The following is a 6,123-nucleotide window of genomic DNA, read 5'->3' as shown; positions in this document are numbered from 1 at the left end:
CGCGCCGCCGCCGACGCCGGCGACACCACCGCGCTGGACGGCCTGGCACGGAAGCGGGGCGACCACGAAGGCGCAGAACGCCTCGCCCGCGCCGCCGCCGACGCCGGCGACACCACCGCGCTGGACGGCCTGGCACGGAAGCGGGGCGACCACGAAGGCGCAGAACGCCTCGCCCGCGCCGCCGCCGACGCCGGCGACACCACCGCGCTGGACGACCTGGCGCAGGTGCGGGAGCAGGCGGGCGACCACGAAAGCGCAGAACGCCTCGCCCGCGCCGCCGCCGGCACCGGCGACGCCAGCATGCTGTTCGACCTGATGCGGAAGCGGGAGCAGGCGGGCGACCACGAAAGCGCGGAACGCCTCGCCCGCGCCGCCGCCGACGCCGGCGACGCCTTGGGGCTGCGGGAGCTGGGGTGGAACCGGAAGCAGGCCTTCGACTACGAAGGCGCCGAACGATTCGCCCGGGCCGCCGTCGACGCCGGAGACACCTCCGCGCTGCACGACCTGGCGCAGGTGCGGGAGCAGGCCGGCGACCACGAAGGCGCAGAACGCCTCGCCCGCGCCGCCGCCGACACCGGAGATATCAGCGTGCTGGACGACCTGGCGTGGAAGCGGGAGCAGGCCGGCGACTACGAAGGCGCCGAACGTCTGTACCAGGCGATCGCCGACACCGGCGACACCACGGTGCTGCGGGAACTGGCGCGGGTGCGGGAGCAGGCCGGCGACCACGAGGGCGCGGAACGATTCGCCCAGGCCGCCGTCGACGCCGGCCTCGGCTACGTGCTGTACGACCTGACGCAGATGCGGGAGCAGGCCGGCGACCACGAAAGCGCAGAACGCCTCGCCCGCGCCGCCGCCGACACCGGCCACACCTCCGCGCTGCGGGACCTGGCGCGGAAGCGGGACCAGGCCGGCGACCACGAAAGCGCAGAACGCCTCGCCCGCGCCGCCGCCGACACCGGCGACGCCACCGCGCTGTACGACCTGGCCATGCGGCGAGTGCAGGAGGGAAAGGGGGGCCGGTGGGCAGACCTGGTGCGGTTCGGGCTGGAGGCGGATGGGTCGGCTGCCGGACCATGGTGAGGCGTACGACCGTGTACAACCACGTTCCCGGCCTCCGCTCGATGGGCCGTCACCCCGCCGACGCCGACGGCGTGGGCCGGCAGCGCCGGACGTGTCAGGACCGCCGGATCGCGGTGACGTCGAACTCCAGCAGCACCTTCGGGCTGATCAGGGCCGTGGTCGCGGCGTTCCAGTTCACGCCCCAGTTGGTGCGGTCGATCGTGAGGCGACCGGCGAAGCAGACCTGGAGGGCTCCCCGCGGGTGGTGCTCGACGCCGGTCAGCTCGAACTCCACGGTCACCGGCCTGCTCACGCCACGGATCGCGAGGTCGCCGGTGACCTCGAAGCCGGCGCCGGGGGCCCGCTCCACCGAGGTTGAGGTGAAGGTGATCTCCGGGTGGTCGTCCACCCGCAGGAACCTGCCGCGCAGGTGCGCGTCACGTTGCGCGTTGCCGGTCCGAATGCTGTCGGCATGGACGACGAGCCGGACGTCGGACTTCGACGGATCCTCGCCGTCCAGGTGCACGCCGCCGCCGAACTCGTCGAACCGCCCGCGCACACGGGTGGCCATCGTGTGCCGGGCGACGAACTCGATCCGCGTACGCGCGGTGTCGAGGACGTAATCACCGGTCAGCTCGCTGAATTCGGTCGTTGTCGACATGCCTGATCACTCCTGAGGGGAAACGTGGCCGGTCCTTGGGTTCGGATGGAGGCCGAGCGCGGGGAGGCGATGCCACAACCGCATGGTGCTCGTCTTCAGCAGTACGACGACACAGCACCGTGGAGTGTGAGGTGGGAGCTGCCGCATGCCCGGCGACCGCATGAGTCTTTCGAGGTAGGGCGGCAGCGGCCGGTCATGACGAGGAGCGACGCGCAGCGGATTCCGGAGCTGGAGCTGGAGCTGTTGAACCGTGGACCGCGCCCGCTCGCAGCGGATAGAGGAGGAAGCAGCAGAAGGCCGGCGCCAGCACGGCCAGGGGCACCAGGCCCATCATCAGCCGGACGCCGGTCACGACGGAGGCCGACTGGACCGCCGCCCCGATGTGGTAGCCCGATCGGGACAGCACGACGGTGATGACCACGGCCTGCAGGGACACCGCCCAGCGGACGATGAACCCGTTCGTCCCGAAGTACATCCCCTCGCGGCGGGCGCCCGTCTTGCGCTCGTCGTCGTCGATCACCTCGGCGAGCAGGATCTCCAGCAGCACCAGCATGCCCGCGATGCCGACGCCGATCGCGGCCCCGGTCACCGCCGCGAGGGCGAGGCTCCCGACGAACAGGAACGGCACGAGCGCCGCGCCGTACACGACGATCGCGGCGAGGACGGCGCGGCGCGGGCCGATCCGGGTGGTCACCCGGCTCCACACGTAGACCATCGGGATCGCGGTGACGAACACCGCGCCCAGGATGACGGTGTTGGCGGAGTCGGCCTCGCCCAGGGCGTACTTGGTGAAGAACGGGATCCCCGCCTGCAGCAGGGCGAAGGTCAGCTGCAGCAGGAAGCCGCCGGTGACGTACGTGACGAAGGAGCGACGGGTCGACGCCCAGGTGGTCGACGTAGTAGAAGGTGGCGAAGGTCGCGAACGCCTGGCTGAGCAGGTTGACCGACAGGTTGCCCGACCCGTAGGCCAGCACCTGTCCGCGCCTCATCAGGCCCTCTGGGCCGTGCGCAGGTCGGACCAGCCGATGAGGCGGACGCCTTCCTCGGCGATGGCGCGGCGGACCTCCGGATCGGTGAACAGCCGCAGCTCCATGCCGCGTTTGGCGTGATGCGGCATGATCTGCCGGAGCTCGCCGGTCTCCTCGAACGGGTGGATGTAGATCTCGGTGACACCGGGGCGCAGCGCCCGGATCAGCCCGATCATGTCATTTCTGACGCTCTCGTACGTCTCCCCCTCCGCCAGTTCGAAGGGCAGCGTCCACAGCCGGTCGAGGATCACCACGCCCGCCGCGTCGGCGGCCTCGGCTCTCGCCCGCGCGAACGGTTCCAGCTCCTCCGGCAGGCCCATGCCGTCGAGGGTCCGGGGCAGCCGGAACGGCAGGCCGTGCTCCGCGCACGCCTTGAAGACGACGTCGAGGAAGTCACGGCCGGTGGCCAGGCCGTACAGGCTGCCCATGTGGTTGTCGGCGTGCGATGGGTCGAGGCCGAGGGCGACGGCCCTGCGGATCTGCGCGTCGATCTCCGCGCGGACCTCCTCGGGGTCGGCCCGCTCCTCCACGGTGCGGCAGTCGGCCGGGAAGTAGCCGGCGTCGTCCACGAGCGAGGACACCGCGCGGTCGCGGGTCACCGGTCCCCACCGATATCCCTCCCACTCGCTGGTGAACGTCAGGTGGATGCCCACGTCGTAGCCGCCCGCGACGGCCGTACGGACCGCGTCGGGGGCCCACGGGCACGGCGTCATCACGGTCGCCGAGCTGATGGCGCGGGCGGCGAGCAGTGCGGTGATGCCGGTGTTGGCCGCGCGGCACATGCCGTAGTCGTCGGCGTTCACGATCAGCAGCCGGTCGCCCGGCCCGGCGCCGAGCCGTCGTGCGAGGTTCACGTGATGTCCCCTTTCCCTGACCCGGTGAGGTCCGTGTCGTACGGTCCCCCGGTCGTCATGTCGTGCGGCCGCCCGCCCATCACGGCGGCGAAGGCGCGTTCCCGCGCGCGATGACGGGCGAGCCAGGCCGCGCCGCGCAGCACCGCGTCCCCGGAGACGCCGCTCGCGATGATCCTGATCGGCAGCGGCGCGGCGTCCCTGGCCAGGTGGCGGCGGATGCGGCCGAGCAACAGGTCGGCGCTGGCGCCGAACGCTCCGCCGAGCACGAACAGCTCCGGCTCGATCACGAGGGCGATGGACGCCGCGACGTGGGCGATCCTGCGGGCGGTCGCGTCGACCACGGCGAGTGCCCTCTCGTCGCCGCCCCTGGCGCTCTCGAAGATCTCCTGCGGGGACGGGCTGCCCTCGATTCCGGCCTGCCTGGCCTGTTCGGCGATGCGGCGGGCGCCGAGCACCTCCGTGCCGAGTTCGGTCGCGGGGTGGGGCAGGAATCCGACCTCGCCCGCTCCCCCGGCGAAGCCCCGGTGCAGCCGGCCGCCGAGCACGATCCCGGCGCCGAGGCCGACCCCGACGCCGAGCAGGACGAAGTCGGCGACGCCGGCGCACGCGCCGAACCGCTGCTCGGCGACGGCGGCGAGGTTGACGTCGTTCTCCAGCAGCAGGGGCACGGACAGGTCGCGCTCGATCACCTCGGCCAGGCCGCGGCCGCCCTGCGGCAGCCCGTAGGCCCGCCTGACGGTGCGGCCGTCGCGCGCCACGACCGCGGGGACGCCGACGACGGCCTGGCCGATGTCGCCCGGCCCGGTCCCGGCGCGTTCGGCGCACTCGGCGGCGAGCGCGGTCACCGCCGCCGCCGTGTCGGCCACCCTGCGGCGCGGCGCCCGGGTCTCCGCCTGGGCGAGCGTCTCCCCCGCCGCGTCGACCAGGACGGCGCGGATACGCAGGTGGCCGATGTCGACCCCGAGCGCGAGCGCGCAGCGGGGGGCGATCCGGTAGAGGGTCGCCGCGGGCCCGCGACGGGTGGTGTCGGCGCCCGCCTCCTCGACGACCCCGCGCGCGACGAGCTCGCGCAGCGCCTGGGCGACGGTGGTCTTGGACAGGCCCGTGGCCCTGGTGATCTCCGGCCGGCCCAGCGGCCCCTCACGGTCGATGACGTCGAGCACGGCGCGGGCGTTGATCGACCAGAGCAGGCCCTGCGGCCCGGCCAGGTAGTTCCCGCTCACGCTCACCTCGCGACCCGGCCCGAGTAGGTCGGAAAGTTTCCTACTCAAGGGTGAGCCGTTTCTATCCGATCGGCGGCCCCGCGACAAGACCGCTACCGTTCTTGGAAGGCAGAAAGGGGATCATCGTGAGTAATGCCGAAACGGGCGACATTCCGTTCGGGGCCCGAGTACGCGGCTGCCTGCTCGGCGGGGCCGTCGGCGACGCCCTCGGCGCGCCCGTGGAGTTCGACTCGATCGCCGCCATCCGCCGCGACCACGGCAGGGCGGGGCTGACCGACCTGGCGCCCGACTGGCGCGGCGAGACCGGCCTGGTCACCGACGACACCCAGATGACGCTGTTCACCGTCGAAGGGCTGATCCGCGCCGACGTGCGCGTCAGGGAGAGAGGAATCGGCGGCGGTGAGGTGCAGGTGGTCCGCCACGCCTACCTGCGCTGGCTCGACACGCAGGAGCACCGCGTGCCGCCGCCCGCCGACGGCCTCGTCCGCACCGGCCGGCTCCGCGAGCAGACCTGGCTCTACTCCCGTCGCGCGCCCGGCAACGCCTGCGTGTCCGGCCTGCGCGCCGACCTCGGCCCGCTCGCGGCCCCCGGCAAGCCCGGCTCCAAGGGCTGCGGCACCGTCATGCGCTCCGCCCCGTTCGGACTGGCCACCCGCGACCCGCGGGCGGCCTTCACGCTCGCGGCCGGCTGCGCCCAGATCACACACGGGCACCCCACCGGTTATCTGGCGGCCGGCGCCTTCGCCGCGCTGGTCTGCTTCCTGTCCCAGGGCACGCCGCTCGCCACGGCCGTACACGACACCCTCGGCCTGCTCGCCGAGCGGCCCGCACACGAGGAGACCACCGCCGCGATCGAGGCGGCGGTCGCCCTGGCCGGTGCGGCGGAGCCGTCGCCCGAGGCGGTGCAGACGCTCGGCGGCGGGTGGGTGGCCGAGGAGGCGCTCGCCATCGCGGTCTGCTGCGCACTGGCGAGCGGCGACGACATCGAGCGGGCACTGCTGCTGGCCGTCAACCACTCCGGCGACAGCGACTCCACCGGCTCCCTCTGCGGCAACCTCCTGGGCACGGTGTACGGCGACGCGGCCCTCCCCGGGCGCTGGGTGTCCCGGCTTGAGGGCAGGGACACCGTCATCGAGCTCGCCGACGACTTCACCACCCAGTTCACCGGCGGCCGCCTCGACCGCGACAAATACCCCGGCTGCTGACCCCGCCACCTGATTCGGCGCAAACGGCATAGCGGCGTCGCCTACCTGCACAACGCGAACGACCCGGATATCCACGACCTCTACGACCGC

The 6,123-nt window shown here is 73.1% G+C and carries 5 protein-coding genes and 1 pseudogene; 2 read left to right on the top strand and 4 right to left on the bottom strand.

All coding sequences use genetic code 11. From position 1 onward, the window contains the following. A partial coding sequence (locus FH610_RS33365; RefSeq protein ID WP_139579211.1) for a tetratricopeptide repeat protein occupies positions 1-1,083 on the top strand: 1,083 nt, incomplete at its 5' end. A gap of 94 nt (positions 1,084-1,177) precedes the next feature. On the opposite strand, the gene FH610_RS33360 is transcribed toward FH610_RS33365, so the two are convergent. From FH610_RS33360 to FH610_RS33345, 4 genes and pseudogenes are all read right to left on the bottom strand, one after another. After that, positions 1,178-1,723: a YceI family protein gene (locus FH610_RS33360; protein ID WP_139579210.1), complete on the bottom strand. Its 546-nt coding sequence runs from the start codon at positions 1,721-1,723 to the stop codon at positions 1,178-1,180. Positions 1,724-1,916: 193 nt separating this feature from the next. After that, positions 1,917-2,585, bottom strand: a pseudogene (locus tag FH610_RS33355) (MFS transporter); the annotation flags it as partial. 126 nt (positions 2,586-2,711) lie between these two features. Beyond that, on the bottom strand, positions 2,712-3,605 hold the full coding sequence (locus FH610_RS33350) for a polysaccharide deacetylase family protein (protein WP_139579208.1): 894 nt from the start codon (positions 3,603-3,605) through the stop codon (positions 2,712-2,714). After that, positions 3,602-4,828: an ROK family transcriptional regulator gene (locus tag FH610_RS33345; protein ID WP_161628140.1), complete on the bottom strand. Its 1,227-nt coding sequence runs from the start codon at positions 4,826-4,828 to the stop codon at positions 3,602-3,604. Before FH610_RS33345 ends, FH610_RS33350 begins: the two co-directional genes overlap by 4 nt. Before the next feature lie 125 nt (positions 4,829-4,953). On the opposite strand from FH610_RS33345, the gene FH610_RS33340 reads away from it, so the two are divergent. Then, positions 4,954-6,033 (top strand): ADP-ribosylglycohydrolase family protein, encoded by a 1,080-nt coding sequence (locus tag FH610_RS33340; protein WP_240809344.1) that lies wholly within the window; start codon positions 4,954-4,956, stop codon positions 6,031-6,033. Positions 6,034-6,123 lie beyond the last annotated feature (90 nt).

It is taken from the genome of Microbispora catharanthi, from assembly GCF_006334915.2.
Lineage (GTDB): Bacteria > Actinomycetota > Actinomycetes > Streptosporangiales > Streptosporangiaceae > Microbispora > Microbispora catharanthi.
This window is presented reverse-complemented; position numbering and strand designations above follow the sequence as displayed.

Bases quoted from the DNA above. Each gene is read 5' to 3' on its own strand.
- FH610_RS33360 (WP_139579210.1), bottom strand. From the start codon at position 1,723: ATGTCGACAACGACCGAATTCAGCGAGCTGACCGGTGATTACGTCCTC.